Source organism: Mesorhizobium sp. M0136 (assembly GCF_040322515.1).
Taxonomy (GTDB): domain Bacteria; phylum Pseudomonadota; class Alphaproteobacteria; order Rhizobiales; family Rhizobiaceae; genus Mesorhizobium.
This window is the reverse complement of record NZ_JAMYTP010000005.1, coordinates 126,901-143,751: the sequence shown is the minus strand read 5'-3', so window position 1 is coordinate 143,751 and position 16,851 is coordinate 126,901. Positions and strand designations below refer to the sequence as shown.

General features: G+C 62.3%; 15 protein-coding genes. 6 read left to right on the top strand and 9 right to left on the bottom strand.

Annotated elements, in window-relative coordinates:
* Positions 1 to 44 precede the first annotated feature (44 nt).
* The gene (gene ehuB / locus NKJ35_RS07815; protein ID WP_352646044.1) at positions 45 to 914 is read right to left on the bottom strand and encodes an ectoine/hydroxyectoine ABC transporter substrate-binding protein EhuB; all 870 of its coding nucleotides are present in this window, start codon (positions 912 to 914) and stop codon (positions 45 to 47) included.
* 196 nt (positions 915 to 1,110) lie between these two features.
* Between ehuB and NKJ35_RS07810 the strand changes: the two genes are divergently transcribed.
* From NKJ35_RS07810 to NKJ35_RS07785, 6 genes are all read left to right on the top strand, one after another.
* On the top strand, positions 1,111 to 2,346 hold the full coding sequence (locus NKJ35_RS07810; RefSeq protein WP_352646042.1) for a M24 family metallopeptidase: 1,236 nt from the start codon (positions 1,111 to 1,113) through the stop codon (positions 2,344 to 2,346).
* A gap of 74 nt (positions 2,347 to 2,420) precedes the next feature.
* Complete coding sequence (locus NKJ35_RS07805) at positions 2,421 to 3,569, top strand: M24 family metallopeptidase (RefSeq protein WP_352646040.1); 1,149 nt, start codon at positions 2,421 to 2,423, stop codon at positions 3,567 to 3,569.
* A 10-nt stretch (positions 3,570 to 3,579) separates the two neighbouring features.
* The gene (locus tag NKJ35_RS07800; protein WP_352646038.1) at positions 3,580 to 4,836 is read left to right on the top strand and encodes a sarcosine oxidase subunit beta family protein; all 1,257 of its coding nucleotides are present in this window, start codon (positions 3,580 to 3,582) and stop codon (positions 4,834 to 4,836) included.
* Positions 4,837 to 4,849: 13 nt separating this feature from the next.
* Positions 4,850 to 5,146: a sarcosine oxidase subunit delta gene (locus tag NKJ35_RS07795; protein ID WP_352646036.1), complete on the top strand. Its 297-nt coding sequence runs from the start codon at positions 4,850 to 4,852 to the stop codon at positions 5,144 to 5,146.
* Positions 5,143 to 8,097 (top strand): sarcosine oxidase subunit alpha family protein, encoded by a 2,955-nt coding sequence (locus NKJ35_RS07790; RefSeq protein WP_352646034.1) that lies wholly within the window; start codon positions 5,143 to 5,145, stop codon positions 8,095 to 8,097. The genes NKJ35_RS07795 and NKJ35_RS07790 overlap by 4 nt, the downstream gene beginning before the upstream one ends.
* On the top strand, positions 8,090 to 8,602 hold the full coding sequence (locus NKJ35_RS07785) for a sarcosine oxidase subunit gamma family protein (RefSeq protein WP_352646032.1): 513 nt from the start codon (positions 8,090 to 8,092) through the stop codon (positions 8,600 to 8,602). The genes NKJ35_RS07790 and NKJ35_RS07785 overlap by 8 nt, the downstream gene beginning before the upstream one ends.
* Here the strand turns inward: NKJ35_RS07785 and NKJ35_RS07780 are convergent.
* The 8 genes from NKJ35_RS07780 to dgoD all read right to left on the bottom strand — a co-directional run bounded on the left by NKJ35_RS07780 (position 8,538) and on the right by dgoD (position 16,345).
* On the bottom strand, positions 8,538 to 8,741 hold the full coding sequence (locus tag NKJ35_RS07780; protein ID WP_352646303.1) for a cupin domain-containing protein: 204 nt from the start codon (positions 8,739 to 8,741) through the stop codon (positions 8,538 to 8,540). The genes NKJ35_RS07785 and NKJ35_RS07780 overlap by 65 nt on opposite strands.
* A 323-nt stretch (positions 8,742 to 9,064) precedes the next feature.
* On the bottom strand, positions 9,065 to 9,940 hold the full coding sequence (locus NKJ35_RS07775; RefSeq protein WP_352646030.1) for an aldose 1-epimerase: 876 nt from the start codon (positions 9,938 to 9,940) through the stop codon (positions 9,065 to 9,067).
* A 5-nt stretch (positions 9,941 to 9,945) separates the two neighbouring features.
* A complete protein-coding gene (locus tag NKJ35_RS07770) occupies positions 9,946 to 10,746 on the bottom strand; it encodes a FadR/GntR family transcriptional regulator (RefSeq protein ID WP_352476733.1) in 801 nt (266 codons plus the stop codon).
* A 2-nt stretch (positions 10,747 to 10,748) separates the two neighbouring features.
* Complete coding sequence (locus NKJ35_RS07765; protein WP_352646028.1) at positions 10,749 to 11,693, bottom strand: ABC transporter permease; 945 nt, start codon at positions 11,691 to 11,693, stop codon at positions 10,749 to 10,751.
* Between the two features lie 53 nt (positions 11,694 to 11,746).
* Positions 11,747 to 13,267, bottom strand: coding sequence for a sugar ABC transporter ATP-binding protein (locus tag NKJ35_RS07760; RefSeq protein WP_352646026.1), 1,521 nt, complete (start codon positions 13,265 to 13,267; stop codon positions 11,747 to 11,749).
* 107 nt (positions 13,268 to 13,374) lie between these two features.
* Complete coding sequence (locus NKJ35_RS07755) at positions 13,375 to 14,358, bottom strand: substrate-binding domain-containing protein (RefSeq protein WP_352646024.1); 984 nt, start codon at positions 14,356 to 14,358, stop codon at positions 13,375 to 13,377.
* Between the two features lie 32 nt (positions 14,359 to 14,390).
* Entirely contained in the window at positions 14,391 to 15,167 is a 777-nt protein-coding gene (locus tag NKJ35_RS07750) for an SDR family oxidoreductase (RefSeq protein WP_352646022.1), read from the bottom strand.
* 5 nt (positions 15,168 to 15,172) lie between these two features.
* Entirely contained in the window at positions 15,173 to 16,345 is a 1,173-nt protein-coding gene (dgoD, locus tag NKJ35_RS07745) for a galactonate dehydratase (protein ID WP_352646020.1), read from the bottom strand.
* Positions 16,346 to 16,851 lie beyond the last annotated feature (506 nt).

The window sequence follows — 16,851 nt, the reverse complement described above, 5'->3', positions numbered from 1 at the left end:
GGAGAAAAAAGGGCGGCGCTTTCGCGCCGCCAGCAGTTGGGAACCTACTTGCCCGCGCAAAGCTCCGCGGTGGTCTTGTTGGGGAGGTAGTCCTTGCCGAAGCCGAGCGGCTCGACCAGCGCAATATGCTCCGGCGAACCGATGAACTTCTTCAGCTCGGCGTTGAACGCCTGCTGCAGGTCGGTGTCCTCCTTGCGGAAGCCGAAGCCGCCATGACCTTTCACCGATTTGCCGGCAACCTCGCCGAAGGGCTTGGTCGATTCGACGCCGTCGGCTTTCTTGGCCATATCGGCGATCGAAAGAGCGGTCAGCGCAGCAGCGTCGGCGCGGCCCGACTGGACGGCCGCGACCAGGCTGGACTGGTCGGGCAAGGAGACAATCTGCCCACTGGCGACGCCCGCTTCCTTGGCGAAGCCGCCTTCGACGGCGCCGGCCATCACGGCAAGCTTGAGATCCGGATTGTCCTTGATGCTGGAAAAATCCTTGATGCCTTTCGGATTGCCTTTTGCCACCAGCATAGCCTCGCCGATGCCGTAGGACGGCTCGGAGTAGTTGATCTCGGCGCAGCGCTTCGGAGTGATGAACATGCCGGCGGCGATGATGTCGAAGCGGCCGGCCTTGAGACCTGGAATGAGCGAGCCGAATTCGGTCAAAACACCGTCGACCTGCGGTATGCCCATCTTGGCGAGCACCGCCTTGGCGACTTCCGGCGCCTCGCCGGTCAGCTTGCCGTCTGGCGTGGCGTAACCGAACGGCGCCTCATTGGCGAAACCGACGCGGATGTAGCCGTCCTTCTTGGCCCGTTCGAGGGTGGTTTCCGCGTTAGCGGATAGCGACGTCAATGACGTCGCGGCGAGCGCGATGCAGGCAGCCGCTTTCACGACCATGCGGCGCGATATCGATGATTTGAGCATGCTTTTCTCCCATTGGACAACTGTGGATGGTTCCCAGGGCGCGGCCTTCTTCGAGCTCGACGCCTGCTTGATAAGACGTATACAACTGCCCTAGACATTTCGCAAGCAGAGATATAGAAACCATGACAATTCGGCGATAATTCGTAGTTAGCCAACAAATTGACGTCGAGTTGTGCACAATTTGGCCTGTTTGCCCATGTTGATCAAAGGGCAAGCGGCGTACCTGGAAGGCAGGATTTCGGTGGCGACTGCGAACGGGTTCGGGACATTCACGCAAGCGGAGTATGGGCAGCGCCTCGCCGGCGTGAAAACACGCATGCAAAAAGCCGGCTTCGATCTCATCGTCTGTCAGGATCCAGCCAACATGTGCTGGCTGACCGGCTATGACGGATGGTCGTTCTATGTTCCGCAGTGCGTCCTCGTCCATCTGGAGGAGGATCGGCCGATCTGGTTCGGCAGGGCGCAGGATGCCAAGAGCGCGCGCCTGACAACCGGCCTGCCGGAGACAAACATCGTGCCGTTCTCGGAGCGGCTGGTGCAGCAGCCCGTCGAACACCCCTATGACGAACTCGCCCGACTGATCCGGTCGCGCGGCTGGGAAAAGGCCCGTATCGGCGTCGAGATGGACGCGCATTATTACACTGCGCGCTGCCACGCCCACCTTGTCGAGGGACTGCCCGACGCGCACTTCGCCAACAACCACGATCTCGTCAACTGGGCGCGGCTGGTCAAATCCGAAGCCGAGCTGGTGCTGATCCGCGAGGCGGGTGCGATCTGCACGCATGCCATGAACCGCGCCATCGAGAAAATGCGGCCCGGTGTGCCTCAGAACCACGTCATTGCGGAAATCTATCACGCGCAGATCATGGGCGTGCCCGGATCAGGCGGCGACTATGCCGCGATCTGTCCGCTGATGCCCGTTGGCGAGGGCACTAGCACGCCGCACCTGACGTGGTCCGACGCGCCGCTGCCGGACAGCGGCCTCGCCATTCTGGAGATCGCCGGCGTGCGCCGCCGCTACCATGCGGCGCTGACTCGGACGGTACATTTCGGCGAGCCGCCGCAAGCCATGCTCGACATGGCCAAGGCGATCGTCGAGGGCGTCGACGCTGGCCTCGAGAAGGCGCGCCCCGGCAACACCGCCGAACAGGTGGAAGCCGCCTGGCAGGCAGTCCTGCGACGGAACGGGCTGAAGAAAGACAGCCGCGTCGGCTATCCGGTCGGGCTCGCATACCCGCCCGATTGGGGTGAACGCACCGCAAGCCTTCGTCCCGGGGATACTACCGAGATGCAGTCTGGGATGTGCTTCCATTTCATGGCCGGCGTCTGGCTCGACGATTTCGGCATCGCCATCTCGGAATCGTTCGTCGTCACGGAACGCGGCGGCGAACGCCTCTGCGATGTGGCGCGCGAACTCATCGTCATCGACTGACATGGGGGTCGGGAAACCGGCTGCCGAAAAGACCATGCCCGCCAGCAAGCCGGCAACAAGCACGAGGACGCCCGATGGATCGCAATCCTTTTTCCGAAGCCGAAATCGCAGGCCGGCTGGCAAAGGTCCGCACTGCACTGATTGAGCGTGAGCTCGACGCGGCAGTGTTTGCCTCGCCGGAGAACGTCTTCTATTTCACCGGGCTTGATCACTGGGGGTATTTTGCCCCTCACCTGCTGATTGTCCCGCTCCGGGGAAAACCTGTCCTGGTCACCCGCTCGATGGAGAAGGTGACGATCGAGAAGCAGGTGAAGGCAGCGGAATTCCGTGGCCATTCCGACAGCGAAACAGCGGCCGACCTTGCCGCGCGGGTGCTGGCAGAGCTCGGCCTATCCGGCAAGCGGATCGGCCTCGAATACTGGACAGCCGGCCTTAGCCATGGACTTGCCGTGGCACTCCAGATGAAAGCCGATGCAAAGTGGAGCGATGTCTCCGGTCTGATCGACAAAATGCGGCGGGTGAAAAGCGCCGAAGAACAGGCGCTGATGCGGCGGGCCGCACAAGTGACGGACGCCGCCGCCGGTGCCGCGATCGCGGCGATCTCCGATGGCGCTTCCGAACAGGAGGTCGCCGCCCAATGTGTTGCGGCAATGATCCGCGCCGGCGGTCATGCGCCGGGCTTCGGACCGTTCATCCGCCCGGCCGCGCGCCTGGGTGAAGAGCACACGACCTGGGGCGACGGGATCTACCGCAACGGCGAGCCCGTCTTTGTCGAACTGTCCGGGTGCATCTCGCGCTACCACGCCCCGCTCGGCCGGCTCGTTCGCATCGGCCACATCAGCGATGAAGACGCCACAATGGCGGAGGTGACCGCCAAGGCGTTCAACGCGGTCGTCGAGGCGTTGCGGCCGGGCGCCAAGGCGCGCGATGTCTACGCCGCCTGGCAGGCCGTCGCCGACGAGGCCGGTCTTTCCCACTATCGCCGCCATCACTGCGGTTACCTTGTCGGCGCCGGCCAGCCGCCGTCATGGACCGGCGGCAATTCGGTGACCGGCTTGAGGCACGATTCCGACCTCGAGATCGAGACCGGGATGAGCTTCCACATCCTGTCGTGGCTGATGGGAACGGGTCGCGGCAATGACTTCGTCTCCAACACGGTGCTGTTGACCGATGCGGGCGCCGAAGTGCTTACCCGCACGCCGGCCGGCCCGATCATTCGATAGGCCTGCACACATGGCGCGCTACTCGGCATTTTCGGTTTTCCGCAACGCGCTGTCAGGCCAGAAGAACTGGCAGCGAGCCTGGCGGGCCGCGGAGCCAAAATCGTCCTATGACGTGATCGTTATTGGCGGCGGCGGACACGGCCTCGCCACTGCCTTCTACCTCGCCGAGAACCACGGCATCCGTGACGTCGCGGTGCTCGAAAAGGGTTATGTCGGCGGCGGCAATGTCGGCCGCAACACCACCGTCATCCGCTCCAACTACCTGCTCGACGGCAACACCCAGTTCTACGAATTCTCGATGAAGCTTTGGGAGGACATGTCTCAGGCGCTGAATTTCAACGTAATGTTCTCCCAGCGCGGTCAACTCGTCACCGCGCATTCGGCCGATCAGCTCGACGGTTTCAGCCACCGCGCCAACGTCATGCGGCTGAACGGCATCGACGCCGACATCCTCGATCGCGAAGACGTGCGCCGGCTGGTGCCCTATCTCGATTTTTCCGACACCGCCCGCTTCCCGATCCATGGCGCCATCTTTCAGGGCCGCGCGGGCACGGCACGCCACGACGCCGTCGCCTGGGGCTATGCGCGTGCCGCCGACAGCCATGGCGTCGACATCATCCAGAACTGCGAGGTGACAGGCTTTGTCCGTGACGGCGACAGCATCGTCGGCGTCGAAACGACGAAAGGCCGGATTGGCGCCGGCAAGGTCGGCCTCGCGGTCGCTGGCCACACGTCCGTGCTCGGCGCCAAGGCTGGGCTTGAACTGCCGATCGAAAGCCATGTGCTGCAAGCTTTCGTCACCGAGCCGCTGAAGCCGCTGGTAGATCACGTCGTGGCCTATGGCGCCGACCATTTCTACGTCAGCCAGTCCGACAAGGGCGGATTGGTCTTCGGCGGCAATCTCGACGGCTACAATTCATACGCCCAGCGCGGCAATCTCGGCGTCGTGCGCGAAGTGGCGGAGGCAGCGATTGCGCTGATGCCATGCATTTCGCGCGTCCGTCTGCTTCGCCATTGGGGCGGCGTCATGGACATGACCCCCGATGCCAGCCCGATCATCTGCCCGACGCCGATCGAGGGTCTCTATCTCAACGGCGGCTGGTGCTATGGCGGCTTCAAGGCGACGCCGGCTTCCGGCTGGTGCTTCGCCCACACGATCGCCACCGGCAAACCGCATCCCTTGATCGCGGCCTACGGGCTCGATCGTTTCCGCACCGGCCACACGCTCGATGAGGCCGGCGCCGGCCCTTCCGCCTGGCTGCAATAGGAGGCGGGACAAAATGCTGCGCATCGAATGCCCCTGCTGCGGCCCGCGTGACCATGACGAGTTCCGCTATGGCGGCGATGCCTCGGTCAAGCGTCCGGCCCATGACGATCCCGATCCGGAGGCCTGGTACCGTTATGTCTATGTCAGGACAAACCCGGCCGGCCCGCACCGTGAATTCTGGCAGCACGTGACCGGTTGCCGGCAATGGCTGGTGGTCGAACGCGACACCCGCAACCATGCCATCGCAGCCGTCGACTTCGCCAGAAAATTGTGGGCCAGGAAATCAACTCTCAGGAAGTCACCGGAATGAGTTCAAACCGCAAACGGCTGTCGGTGGGTGCCCGCATCATTCGCGAGCAGCCGGTCGAGTTTACCTTCGACGGCCGCAAGCTGGCTGGATATCGCGGCGACACGCTTGCCTCCGCCCTGCTCGCCAATGGCGTCACGCTGGTCGGGCGCAGCTTCAAATATCATCGCCCGCGCGGCATTTTTTCCGCCGGCCCCGAAGAGCCGAATGCGCTGGTTACGCTCGGGACCGCCGGGAGGCGCGAGCAGAACCTGCCGGCGACCACACTGGAACTCGCCGACGGTATGGTCGTGGAGAGTCAGAACCGCTGGCCATCGCTTGCCTTCGACATGCAAAGCGTCAACGGACTGTTGGCACCGTTTCTGTCCGCCGGCTTCTACTACAAGACCTTCATGGGCCCGACGCGCCGCGCCTGGATGTTCTACGAGCACTTTATCCGCAAGGCTGCCGGTCTGGGCAGAGCCGGCACCGGCGCGGATCCCGACCACTACGAGGTTCGTCATGCCTTCGCCGATGTCGCCATCGTCGGCGGCGGCCCGGCGGGATTGTCAGCGGCGCGGGCGGCCGCCGCGGCCGGCGCGCGGGTCGCGCTGATCGAGCAGGATTTCCTGCTTGGCGGCCAGCTTCTGGCGGAACCGTCCGACAGCGCAGCGGCCGCATGGCTGCGGCAGGCCGAGGCCGAGTTGGAGGGCTTCGAAACCATCAGGGTGATGAAGCGGACGACCGCTTTCGGCAGCTATGATGGCAATGTCCTGGGACTGGTCGAACAGCGCGATCCAACCAATCCGCAGCCGAATGGCGAGACACGGCAAACGGTCACCATGCTGCGCGCCCGCTCGATCGTTTTCGCCACCGGCGCCATCGAGCGGCCGATGGTGTTCTCGAACAACGACCGGCCCGGCGTCATGCTTGCCTCGGCCGCCCGGACCTATCTCAACCGTTTCGCCGTCCTGCCGGGCAAGAAAATCGTCGTCGCCACCACCAATGACGGTGCCTGGCCCACCGCCTTCGACTATGCCGCAGCCGGCGCGGAGGTGACGGTTGCCGATCTGCGCCCCGTCCCGCCCGCAGCACTTGCCGCAGAAGCCGCACGGCTCGGCGTGGTGGTGCGGGCCGCAACGCGCATTGTCGACCTGCATGGCGGCCATGCGATCAGGCGCGTAACGCTCAATGGTCCGGAGGGACAATCTTCGGCCGCCTGCGACCTGGTCTGCATCTCCGGCGGCTGGTCGCCAACCGTGCATCTCACCTCACACCTCGGTGTCAAACCTGTGTATCACGACGACATTGACGGCTTCGTGCCGGGCGTCTTTGCAGCCAGCCAGTTCGGCGCCGGCGCAATGATAGGAGCCTATGCGACCGCCGCTGCCGTCGAGGACGGCCATCGCGCTGGCATCGAAGCGGCAGCCTACTGCGGCAAGTCGGCGCCGGTGTCCGCTCCGTCCAGACTCGATCTCGGCGAAACCGCCACGACGCTACTTCGCGAAGCCCCTTCGGTCGGACGTGGAAAAGCCTTCGTCGATTTCCAGATGGACGTGACGACCGGGGATATCGAGATCGCCCATCGCGAGGGTTATGAATCGGTCGAGCACCTGAAGCGCTACACTACGCTCGGCATGGGCACCGACCAGGGCAAGACCAGCAATTTTCCTGCACTTGCCGCCATGGCAGCGCTGCGCAACGCAACGATCCGTGAGACCGGCACCACGACCTTCCGCCCGCCCTATACGCCGGTTGCCATCGGCGCGCTTGCCGGGCGCGCCATCGGCCATCATTTCAAGCCGATTCGCCGCACGCCGATGCATGACTGGCACGTGGCGAACGGCGCCGAGATGCTCGAGGTCGGGCTCTGGATGCGGCCCTATTTCTACCGGCAGTCGGGACGTGACGTGAACGACGCCTATGTCGCCGAAATGCGGAATGTGCGCCAGGCCGGGGGGCTGATGGACATCTCCACGCTCGGCAAGATCGATGTCCAGGGCCCGGATGCGGCAATCTTCCTCGATCGCGTCTACGCCAACGGCTTTGCCAAACTGGCGGTAGGCCGCGCCCGCTACGGCATCATGCTGCGCGACGACGGTATCGTCTTCGACGACGGCACCACGACGCGGCTGGCGGAAAACCGGTTCTTCATGACGACCTCGACCGCCAAGGCCGCCGATGTGCTGTCGCGTCTCGAATTCCTGCTCGACACGGCCTGGCCGGATTTGCGTGTGGCCGTCACCTCGGTCAGCGATGAATGGGCGGCAATGTCGGTTGCCGGGCCTAACAGCCGCGCAATCCTCGGTGCTGCTTTTCCTGCCCTTGACGTTTCCGATGAGGCACTTCCGCACATGGGACTACTCGAAAGCGAGTGGGAGGGCCGTGGGCTCCGCATCTTGCGTCTCAGTTATTCCGGCGAGCGCGCTTACGAAATCTATGTCGGCGCCACTGCCGGTGAACAGCTCTGGAGCTGTCTGCTCGAAGCCGGCAGACTGCTCGAGCTGAAGCCGTACGGCGTCGAGGCGCTTGGCGCGCTGCGGGTCGAAAAGGGCCATGTCGCCGGACCTGAGATCGACGGGCGCACGACGCTCGACGATCTCGGCCTCGGCCGCATGGCCGGCAAGCGCAGCGGCTTCGTAGGCGACGTCCTGCGACGGCGCCCTGCCCTCCAGGCCCCCAACCGACAGCGCCTGGTCGGACTGGAATGCATTGAGGACGGAAAACGCCTGCGCGGCGGCGCCATCCTGTTCCTGCCGGATGAGAAACTCCATGGCCATGGGCGCGGTCGCGTCACCTCTGTCACTTTCAGCCCCGAACGCGGCCATTATGTCGGGCTGGCCCTGCTTGCCGGTGATGTCGCGGCAGAAGGAAGCGAGGTCGTAGCAGTTTATCCGATGAAGGCCGAAACGGTTCGCGCCCGCGTTGTCTCGCCGGTATTCGTCGATCCACAGGGAGAACGGCTGCATGGCTAGCTTGACCTCTTCTCGGGATTTCAGCCTGTCCGTGGCAGATTGTCCGCTCATCCAGATCGAGGGCTGGGACGCGACATTGACGCAATTCGAAAAGAGCGTCTCGGCGCCGCTGGGCAAGAAACTTCCCGCTTCGGTCGGAGAGACGGTTCGCCACAAGGGGCTTCTAATTATCCGCGTTGCACCTCGCCGCCTCTGGCTGGCTCTCGACGAAGGCACGCAAGCGCCTGCGCTTGCCGTCGACCCCGATCTCGGCTGTTCCGTTCCCCTCGCGGAAGGTCGTGTTCGTTTGAAAATGGCCGGCCCTGGTATCGCAAGGCTTCTGTCCGGCTGCATTGCCGTCGACTGGCACGCGCCGGCCGCCGCTCCGGGCCGCGCCGTGCTGACATCCTTCCATCACGTGTCCGTGCTCTTCCTGCGCACCGGCGAGACCGCGTGCGAACTTATCGTGCCGCGAAGTTTTGCCCGCAGCCTCTCGGATTGGATCGCCGACGGCCGGGATTCTTAAGCTGCTGCGGGATGCCGCGCTTCAAAAACATGCTCTCGCCGGGCGAGAGCGTTCGGACCACACCGTCCACAATTGCGGTCAACTGCCCTTCGATGACGTAGACAGTCTCGTAGCCATTCGCATGAACATGGACTGGCATTTTCGTCTGCCCGTCGCTTCTGTTTTCGAACAGACTCAACAAGCCTCCCGTCTGTTCACCGGAGACAAGTCGCTTCATGACGGTGCCTGCGAGCACGAATTCCTTTGGGTCAACATCCGTCATTGATCCACCCTACCAGCCCATATTTGGAAGGCCGTCAAGCAGACGAGCTGCGCGGCGACAACCGGCAAACGTCGAACGGGCTCACGGGTTCCGGTCGCCGGAGTTCCTCTTCCCAGGCTCCGTTTGAATGAAAGGCCGGCTTCGTTCTCCCCAGACGTGCTGCCGAGATCCGCCAATTCGAGGGCGCAGTTGAGGTCCGCCTAACTGACGGCAAAGCTGCAACGGGCTGCCAGACCCTCGCCGGGCCCAAGCACCGACAGTCCATTCCATTTGTCGATCGAACCACGATTGTGAGCATCGACAGCATGACTGACCGGTTCAAAACAGAAGAAGTCGCTCTCGTCCGATGGCGAATAGACCAGGTAGAAATTCAAGGGAGATGAAGCTTTAATCCGCAGGCTGCAACTGTGCTCCGGCCACGATATGGTGGCGACGCCGCTCCAACCGGCAAACAGATTGTTTATCCATCCACTCGGTAATATGACTGGGGCGCCGAAATCCCAATCGGGATGGGTTTTGACATCCACAAACCGTTCGGGGAGATGGCTGGGCAGTTCGAGACAAACCTGCGAGGCCGGCGCATGAAGCGCGGTTCGTGCCGTTCTCGGGAACCATGGATGGATGCCAAGCCCGAACGGCAATCTGATCGATGCCTGATTGACGATGCGAAGCTTCAACTCGAGCCCCTGTCCGAACAGCGCGTAGCTCACCTCGGCGCGATATCGGTATGGGCCGGGCCCGTTGCTGATGAGGGACAGCTTCGCGTTGTCTTGCGCTACGCTGTCGACGTCCCACTCGCTGGAAAATCCATTGCCGTGGATGGGAAATGGCTCGCCTGCAACATTGGTAGGCAGTTCGTGGAATTTGGAGTCGAATGTGAACCCGCCGCCTGAGATGCGATTCGACCATGGCAAAAGCAGGTTGCAGGCAAGGTCGAACGGTTTGCTGCTCCCGCCGTTTGGACAAGGCCTGAAGAGCGGCACGCACCCATAGTCCAGTCTCGCAAGACCTGCCCCAAGCGATGGGACGATTTCAGCGGACAGGTCTCCGCTTCTGATCTTGATCGTCCCGACCATCCGCTTCAGACGGTATCGGCCTTGGCAGCGGCGATCGGCTGTTGACGGCGGCCTTTGCGAGCCACTGCAAGAAGGTCGTTCGACGCGATCCCGATGAGCGCCTTCATCTGATCGTGAGCGTCGTCGGCCCTGCGCATCCTAATTGCCTCCAGCACGTCGCCATGCGCGCTGAGCGTCTGCTGGTAATTGGCGGTGGCCGATGTGGTCAAGCGGAAGGAGAAGCTGAGAGCGGCCGCAAGCATATTGCCGAGATTGGCGAACACCGGGTTGCGGCTGGCACGAAGAATGGCGGTATGAAACCTGACGTCGGCATCGAGACACGCAGCGAGATCGTCCTGCGGAGCAATGCGCATGGCTTCATAGGCCGCTTCGATGACTGCGAGATCGCCTGACGTCGCCATCTTGGCCGCAAGTTGGGCGGCAGCGGGTTCAATGACCAGTCGCGCCTCGATCAATCCGCGGACGAAATCGAGATCGGGCTCGATATCGCGCATCCATTCCAGAACCTGTGCATCCAGCCTGTTCCATTCGCTCGACGCGCGCACACGCGTCCCGGCCCGCTTGCGTGCCTCGATCAATCCTTTCGCCGAAAGCGTCAGAAGAGCATCGCGAAGTGCAGTGCGGCTCGCCCCGTAGATGACGCAAAGTTCGGCTTCCGTTGGCAGCACGGAATGCTGCGCGTAGGAACCGGCGAGGATGCGCTGTCCTAGATCGCGTGCGATGCGATCCTTGAGCGATGACGTGGTGCCATCTGCGGCAGGAATGTCCTGCTTGCCCTGGCCAGTCGAAGCGATCGCCGCGTCCATCGTCATGTCCTGTTCAAGTGGTACTCGGCAATTACCACAGCAAGTATCAGCAGCGAGCCCTTGGCAAGCAACTGATAGAAGGTTGGCACGGACGTCAGTATCATCCCGTTGTTGAGGACGCCAATGATGGCGACGCCCAGCAGCGCGCCGATGATCGTACCCTTGCCGCCCTGCAAGGCGCAGCCACCCAGCACGGCCGCTGTGATGGCCTCGAGTTCCAGACCTTGGGATCCGGATACGGGCTGCCCCGAGCCGGTACGGGCAGCCAACAGAATCCCGGCCAATCCGGCCGTCACTCCACTCATGATGTAGATGCCGACGCGGTAGCGGTTGATGTTGATGCCGGAGAAGCGCGCTACGACGGGATTGCCGCCCAAGGCATAGATGTTGCGGCCAACGATCGAGCGGGCAAGGAAGAGATGGAACACGATCGCGGTCAGCAAAAGAATCCAGATCAGCAGAGGCAGGCCGAAGATTCGCCCGATCCCGATGAAGCGGAACGTGTCGCTGAAGATCGCGATCGATTGCCCATCGGACATGATGAATGCGATGCCGCGGAAGATCGCCATCGTACCGAGAGTCGCGATGACTGCGTTGACCCGCCCATAGGTGATGATGATGCCGTTCACAAGACCGGCAAGACCGCCCAGGACCAGGCCGGCAACAATGCCCACCGCAGGCGAGCCCGTCGACTGGATGGCCATTGCCGTCGATACAGTGGTCAGACCGACAATTGCGCCAACGGCGATATCAAGTCCGCCCGCGACAATGACCACCGTCTGGCTCATCGCCAGAACGCCCAGGATGGTGATGCCGAGGCCGATGTTCAGCAGGTTTCGGCTGGAGAAGAACACATCGCCTCTGATCGTGCCGAAGATGAGCACGAGGATGGCGAGAGCAACCAGAAGGCTTATATTGTGAATGCCGATGCGCTCCGCGATGCGCAAGGACGCGCGCCTTTTGTCGGTTTGTGCTGTTGCTGTCCTGAGCCCAAGGCTGTTCACTGAATTTGTCCTCCGAGCGATGGTACAGATTGCGGCATTGCGTGTTTCAGGATCGTGGCCTCGTCGATGTCGGGGCGGGAAAGTTCGGCGGTGATCCGGCCTCCAGCCATGACGAGCACCCTGTCGGCGAGCCCGATCAGTTCCGGCATTTCCGAGGAAATCAGGATTATGCCGATGCCGCTGGCGGCGAGTTCATCGATCAGGCGATAGATTTCCGCCTTGGCGCCGATGTCGATGCCGCGGGTCGGTTCGTCGAGGATGAGAAGCATCGGCTGCCGCGCAAGCCAGCGCGCGAGAACGACCTTCTGTTGATTGCCGCCCGACAGTTTCGAAACCTGTTCGTCGAGGTTAGGCGCCTTGATCGACATCTTTGCTGCGAGCGGTGAGACAATCTCCAGTGCCTTGCGCCGGTTGAAGAAGCCGAAGGTCGACGTCCTGTCGGGCACGCAAAGCGAAGCGTTGTCAAGAATGCTGCGGAACAGCAGCAGGGCTTCGTGCTTGCGGTCTTCCGGGGCGAAGCCGATGCCCGCCACGATCGCTGCATGTGGGCTGTTAGAGTCAACGGGCACGCCATTCATCGCTATGGTTCCGCCGAGGCGCCGATCATAGCCGACGATCGCCTTCGCCAGTTCGGATCTGCCCGCCCCCATAAGGCCGGCGATGCCGAGCACCTCACCGCGGCGGACCTTGAGGCTCACATCGGTGACGCGGTCGGTGGTCAGGCCCGCCACGTCCAGCAACGGTTTTCCCGATTGCCACGTCTCGCGCGTAAACAGATCGGCGATGTCGCGGCCCACCATGAGCTTGGCTATGGTCTGCTCGCTGGCACCGGCAGCGGGGGAATCATCGACCAGCCGGCCATCCCGCAAAACGACAATGCGGTCTGCTAGGTCGATGATCTCGTTCAGCCGGTGAGAGATGTAGACGATCGAAGTGCCCTCTTCGCGCAGCCGGCGGATTACTGAAAACAGACGGCGCGCTTCGTCGTCGGTCAGTGACGAGGTCGGCTCGTCGAACGCGATCAACTGGCCGCCGGCACGTATTGCGCGCATGATTTCGATCATCTGACGCTGCGCCGGACCGAGCGTGCTGCAGAGTTGCCGCGGCCGCATATCCTGTTGCATGCCGAAGGTCGCAAGCACCCGGTCGGTCTGCTCCTCCAGCCTGTGCCAGTCGAGCAGGACGCCTGCCAGCCGCGGCAGTTCCCCAACGAAAATGTTCTCGGCCACGGTCAGGTTCGGAACGATCTCCGGCTCCTGATGGATGACGCGTATTCCCGCTCTATGGCTGTCGCGCGGTTCGCCGAAAACGATCGGCGTGGAACCGTGCCGCACAGTGCCGCTGTCAGGCCCGAACACGCCCTCGAGAATTCGCATCATCGTCGATTTGCCGGCCCCATTCTCGCCAACCAGGGCGAGCACCTCTCCCGGCCGAAAGGCAATCGAGACGTTGTCAAGCGCCTGCACGACGCCGAAGCGTTTCGATATCCTATCGAGCGAGAAGAAATCCGATTGCATCAAAGCTCACTCCCGAGGATCGATCCCGTGTCGGTGGCGTGTGTGCGCTGACAACCTGCCGGCCCAAAAAGCGTCATGCGCCCTAGGGCGCATGACGCATAGCCGGTTCAGTGGCAGAGCTTGGCTTTGTAGTCCGACGCAAAATTGTCGGCGGTGATGTATTCCGGGTCGGTGAAGGATTGAACCGGCAGCTTCGTTCCCTCCTTGATCGAGGCCAGCAGAATCTTCACCGCAAGCGCGCCGTGATTTTCCGAATTGAGCCACATCGTGCCACGGAATGCCGAGGGCTTTCCTGATCCGAAGGCGTCGCAGGCGCGGCTCCCGTCGATGCCTATCCCCATGCCCTGGTCTGCGGTGTAGCCGGCATTCTCCAGTGCTCGCGCACCACCCAGCACGCCATCATCGTTGCATGAGTAGAATATCCAGTTCGTGACGCTGGGATTGGCCGTCAATGTGGTGGTCATCACGTCGATGGCGTTGACCATCGTGTTGTCGTAAGGGACGCGCACGATATTCCCAGGCTTGAAATCGGGCACCGCCTTCAAGAACGCTTCTTCCGCGCCCTTGTTGCGCTGCATGCAGGTATCCGCCTTGCGATCCTCGATCGAGGCGATGCGCACCTCTTTGCCCGCCCAGCCGTCGGCCTTGTAGAGCTTGGCGAGCTCTTCGCCCACCCGCGCACCGATGTTGTAGGCATTCATGCCGACATAGGGGACCTGGGTGCCATCCTGGTAGTAGATATCGTCGTCGACCGCCACCAAGGGAATTTTTGCGGCCTTTGCTTTCTCCGCGATGACTGGTCCCAGCGCCTTGTCGGGGACGACGATGGCGATGCCTTTCACACCATCGCCGACCATCGTATCGAAGGTCGTGATCGTCAAATTGGCGTCGAACTGAACGTCCTGCGACACGAATGCGGCCCCTGCCGCCTCAGCCGCTTTCCTGGCGCCGCCAACCTCGGCGACAAACCATGGATGGTCACCCATCTTGTTGATGTAGCCGATCTTGATTTCGTCTGCGCTTGCTGTGCCACCCATCAGTCCGGCAGCCAGTACCGCAAATGTCGCCAAAGCCTTTGTTGTGGTTTTCATGAAGATCCTCCCTGAGAGCTCTTTGGTGGTTGCTAGTCGTGGTAGAGAACCGAGCGCCCACCATCGATGGTGATCGTCTCGGCATTTATGAACGGCGCTTCGTCCGAAGCGAGGAAAACCGCCGTCATTGCAACCTCGTCCGGCCGACCGATGCGCTTGGGCGGATGGAGGTCGTAGGCTCGCCGCTTCTCCTCGGCGGGGTTCGGGAACGTGTTCCAGTAGGCCTCCGCGATCGGCGTCTCGATATAGCCGGGCGCGATCGCGTTCACCCGGATACCGCGTGCGGCGTATTCGATGGCCAGCGAGCGGGTCAGGCCCAAAAGTGCATGCTTGGCGACCGGGTACGGGAACGTATGGGGAATGATCTGGAAGGCGTGACAGCTCGCTATGTTGACGATGGACCCCGAGCCCTTCGCCAACATCGTCGGCAAAACCGCCTTGGCGCAGAACCACGCGGCCTGGAGGTCGAGCTTAAGGCAGCGCTCCCATTCCTCATCCGGCATCATCAATGGTTCGTAGAAGACGTTGGCACCGGCATTGTTGACCAGAATGTCGACGCCGCCATAGACCGTGATCGTCCGCGCGACCATGTTCGCGACCGCGGATGCGTCGGTGACGTCAGTCTCGACGAACAGAGCGTCCGCGCCTTGTGCCAGCAGTTCGTCGGCGATCGCTTTCCCGCTTGCCGCATTCAGTTCGGCAATAACGGTCTTTGCCCCATGCATCGCAAAGGCGCGGGCGGTGGCGGCACCAATGCCCTGGCCCGCTCCCGTGACGATTGCGATCTTTCCTTGCAGCCGGCCTGCCATCGCATTCACCAGTCGACCACGGTGCCGTCCGGCATGACGGCATTACGGGCATGCAGCACTTCCTGCTTGAAGGGGTGGCGCGCGATCACGTCCTCATTGACGGTGACGCCAAGGCCCGGCAGTTCGGGCAGATCCCAGCGGCCTGGTTTACGCTGAATTGGCCAGGTGACGACGTCGTCATACCAGGCGACGGCACCGGACATCTCCTCCTGAATGACAACGTTCGGCGTCGATATGCCGAAATGAAGAGCAGCCACACCGGCGATCGGACCAAGCGGGTTGTGCGGCGCAAGGCCGATGCCTGCGGTTTCCGCCATGGCCGCGATCTTCTTCGTCTCGAGCAGACCGCCAGTGTGGCAAATATCAGGCTGGGCAATGTTGAAGGCGCGGACTGCGATCGAGTGCGTAAATTCGCGACGTCCGATCAGCCGCTCGCCGGAGGCGATCGGCACGGCTGATCGCGCGGTGATATGCGCCAGTCCGGCAACATCTTCGGGTGGAACGGGCTCTTCCGCGAACATGATGCGGGCCGGCTCGATTGCCTTGAGATAATCCATCGCCGCGTTAACCGATGCAGGGCGTCCGTGGAAATCGACCATGATGTCGATATCCGGGCCCACCGCCTCGCGAAGCGAACCAACCATATTGGCAACGGAGTCGACTGCCTTGGCGGGCGATACGTAGTGGGTGTAGGGAACGCAGACGACCTTGACCGCATCGTAGCCTGCTTGCGTCACGATGCGTCCGCGTTCCACGATGGCATCCGCGGATCCGGTCTCATAGACCGCCTTCATGTCCCCGAGGCCGAGATGCGTGTAGGTGCGCAGATAGTCGCGGACCTGGCCGCCCAGAAGGCGCCAAACGGGGACGCCCAATGACTTGCCCAGGATGTCCCAGAGCGCGATCTCGATGCCGCTGACGGCAGACATTCCCTCGACGCCAAGACGCCAAAATCCGTGGCGCGTAAGTATCTGGTAGCACTGCTCCACATTGCGCGGATCTTGCCCGACGAGCAGGGCCTCAAGATCCTGAAGCGCCCCAACGACGGCTCTGGTCTTCCATTCCAGTGTTGCCTCACCCCAGCCAAACAGCCCGGGCTCGTCGGTTTCGACGCGAACAAAGACCCAGTTGCGCATTTCCGCATTGCAGACGCGCGCCTTGATGGCCGTGATTTTCATCGGTCCTCCCAGACCTGCCGTCTTTTTGAGGGCAATATGTATGATTTATTACCAATAATATGGACGAGTCAAGCGCAACGTCGATGTGGGACCAGGGCCGCACCTCGATGTTCAGCTCGCAAACGTCATGTCCTCGCCGCCCATCCAGCGCAGGTATCGGCAGCTCACTCAGCTTGCCTGATCGTGGCGGCGAACGTCATTGCTGTCGCACCGACAATGCGCCGGCGGCGATGATCGACCGTGTCGGGAGCCTTACTCGCATTCATGATGAAGCTCTATGATGACCAACAAGCGGGAACGACTAAACCGCCCCCATTGGCCGACAGGAAATATTGCGCTTGTTTCGACGGTGACTGCGGCGAATCCAGTATCGCAACCACTCGGCCAGGGGGCCGTGCGGCGAGCTCTGAGGGAATGTCAGTAAGGTCCAGCGTTTCCTCGATTTCCCTTCGGAGAAATTCGAGATGTAGGCCGTCCCCGCGCTTGGAAGCGGCTGGATGTAGCAT

Bases quoted from the DNA above. Each gene is read 5' to 3' on its own strand.
- ehuB (WP_352646044.1), bottom strand. From the start codon at position 914: ATGCTCAAATCATCGATATCGCGCCGCATGGTCGTGAAAGCGGCTGCC.
- NKJ35_RS07810 (WP_352646042.1), top strand. From the start codon at position 1,111: ATGTTGATCAAAGGGCAAGCGGCGTACCTGGAAGGCAGGATTTCGGTG.
- NKJ35_RS07805 (WP_352646040.1), top strand. From the start codon at position 2,421: ATGGATCGCAATCCTTTTTCCGAAGCCGAAATCGCAGGCCGGCTGGCA.
- NKJ35_RS07800 (WP_352646038.1), top strand. From the start codon at position 3,580: ATGGCGCGCTACTCGGCATTTTCGGTTTTCCGCAACGCGCTGTCAGGC.
- NKJ35_RS07795 (WP_352646036.1), top strand. From the start codon at position 4,850: ATGCTGCGCATCGAATGCCCCTGCTGCGGCCCGCGTGACCATGACGAG.
- NKJ35_RS07790 (WP_352646034.1), top strand. From the start codon at position 5,143: ATGAGTTCAAACCGCAAACGGCTGTCGGTGGGTGCCCGCATCATTCGC.
- NKJ35_RS07785 (WP_352646032.1), top strand. From the start codon at position 8,090: ATGGCTAGCTTGACCTCTTCTCGGGATTTCAGCCTGTCCGTGGCAGAT.
- NKJ35_RS07780 (WP_352646303.1), bottom strand. From the start codon at position 8,741: ATGCCAGTCCATGTTCATGCGAATGGCTACGAGACTGTCTACGTCATC.
- NKJ35_RS07775 (WP_352646030.1), bottom strand. From the start codon at position 9,940: ATGGTCGGGACGATCAAGATCAGAAGCGGAGACCTGTCCGCTGAAATC.
- NKJ35_RS07770 (WP_352476733.1), bottom strand. From the start codon at position 10,746: ATGGACGCGGCGATCGCTTCGACTGGCCAGGGCAAGCAGGACATTCCT.
- NKJ35_RS07760 (WP_352646026.1), bottom strand. From the start codon at position 13,267: ATGCAATCGGATTTCTTCTCGCTCGATAGGATATCGAAACGCTTCGGC.
- NKJ35_RS07755 (WP_352646024.1), bottom strand. From the start codon at position 14,358: ATGAAAACCACAACAAAGGCTTTGGCGACATTTGCGGTACTGGCTGCC.
- NKJ35_RS07750 (WP_352646022.1), bottom strand. From the start codon at position 15,167: ATGGCAGGCCGGCTGCAAGGAAAGATCGCAATCGTCACGGGAGCGGGC.
- dgoD (WP_352646020.1), bottom strand. From the start codon at position 16,345: ATGAAAATCACGGCCATCAAGGCGCGCGTCTGCAATGCGGAAATGCGC.